This is a genomic window from Faecousia intestinalis, assembly GCF_040096185.1.
Taxonomy (GTDB): domain Bacteria; phylum Bacillota; class Clostridia; order Oscillospirales; family Oscillospiraceae; genus JAZOXB01.
On the sequence record NZ_JBBMFF010000211.1, the window covers coordinates 1 to 1,437 of the forward strand.

2 protein-coding genes are annotated in these 1,437 nt (G+C 55.0%); both read left to right on the forward strand.

All coding sequences use genetic code 11. The features are described 5' to 3' along the window. Window positions 1-1,302, forward strand: a 1,302-nt coding sequence (locus tag WMO66_RS07505; RefSeq protein ID WP_349135796.1) for a phage portal protein, incomplete at its 5' end; no start/stop codon positions are given. Continuing rightward, window positions 1,202-1,437 (forward strand): ATP-dependent Clp protease proteolytic subunit (locus tag WMO66_RS07510; RefSeq protein WP_349135797.1); only part of this gene is annotated, 236 nt, incomplete at its 3' end. The genes WMO66_RS07505 and WMO66_RS07510, both read left to right, overlap by 101 nt.

Consider the following 1,437-nt stretch of genomic DNA (forward strand, 5'->3'; position numbering starts at 1 on the left):
AGCAACTACGCCTTTTTCTTCGGCGGCACGACCTCCGGCAAAGCGGTGACGGAACGCTCCGCCATGCAGATGACCGCCGTGTATTCCTGCGTCCGTATCCTGTCGGAGGCTGTCGCGGGGCTGCCGCTACACCTATATAAATACACGGACAGCGGTGGCAAGACAATGGCGCTCGACCATCCGCTCTACCACTTACTCCACGATGAGCCGAACCCGGAAATGAGCTCCTTCGTATTCCGGGAAACGCTTATGACGCACCTGCTCCTATGGGGAAACGCTTATGCGCAAATCATCCGAAACGGCAAAGGCGAAGTGGTGGCGTTGTACCCACTTATGCCCAACCGCATGGAGGTCAACCGGGACAAGAACGGCAAGCTCTACTACCTCTATTCTACCCAGTCCGACGATGCACCCACCATGAAAGGCTTAACGGTCTATCTTGACCCGTCCGAGGTACTTCACATCCCCGGCTTGGGTTTTGACGGCTTGGTGGGCTACAGTCCCATCGCTATGGCAAAGAACGCCATTGGCATGGCTATCGCCTGCGAGGAATACGGTGCAAAGTTCTTTGCCAATGGGGCCGCCCCGGGCGGTGTGTTAGAACACCCCGGTACGATCAAGGATCCGCAGCGTGTGCGTGAGAGCTGGCAGTCCACCTTCGGCGGCAGCGGCAACGCCAATAAGATTGCCGTCCTGGAAGAAGGTATGAAATATACGCCAATCGGCATTTCGCCGGAGCAGGCACAGTTCCTCGAAACACGCAAATTCCAAATCAATGAAATTGCTCGAATTTTCCGAGTCCCACCCCATATGGTGGGCGACCTGGAAAAATCGAGCTTTTCTAATATTGAGCAGCAGTCCCTTGAGTTCGTGAAATACACCCTTGACCCCTGGGTCATCCGCTGGGAGCAGTCCATTCAGCGGTCGCTCCTGTCCAAGGACGAAAAAGCCGTGTATTTCGTGAAGTTCAATCTGGAAGGCCTGCTCCGCGGCGATTATCAGAGCCACATGAACGGGTACGCTATCGGCCGCCAGAACGGCTGGATGTCCGCCAACGACATCCGTGAGCTGGAAAACCTCGACCGCATCCCGGCAGAGGACGGCGGTGACTTATACCTCATCAACGGCAATATGCTCCCGCTGCAAAACGCCGGAGCTTTTGCAAATATCAACACCGATAACGGAAAGGAGGAAAAATCCGATGAAGAAGTTCTGGAATTGGAAAAGCAGGACGGTGACCAACGAGGAGACACAGGAACAGATCCAAGAGAGAACCCTGTTCTTAAACGGCACGATCGCTGAGGAAAGCTGGTTTGACGATGATGTCACGCCGCAGCTTTTCAAGGATGAGCTGATGTCCGGCTCCGGGAATATCACCGTCTGGATCAACTCGCCCGGTGGTGACTGCGTGGCAGCCGCCCAAATCTACAATATGCT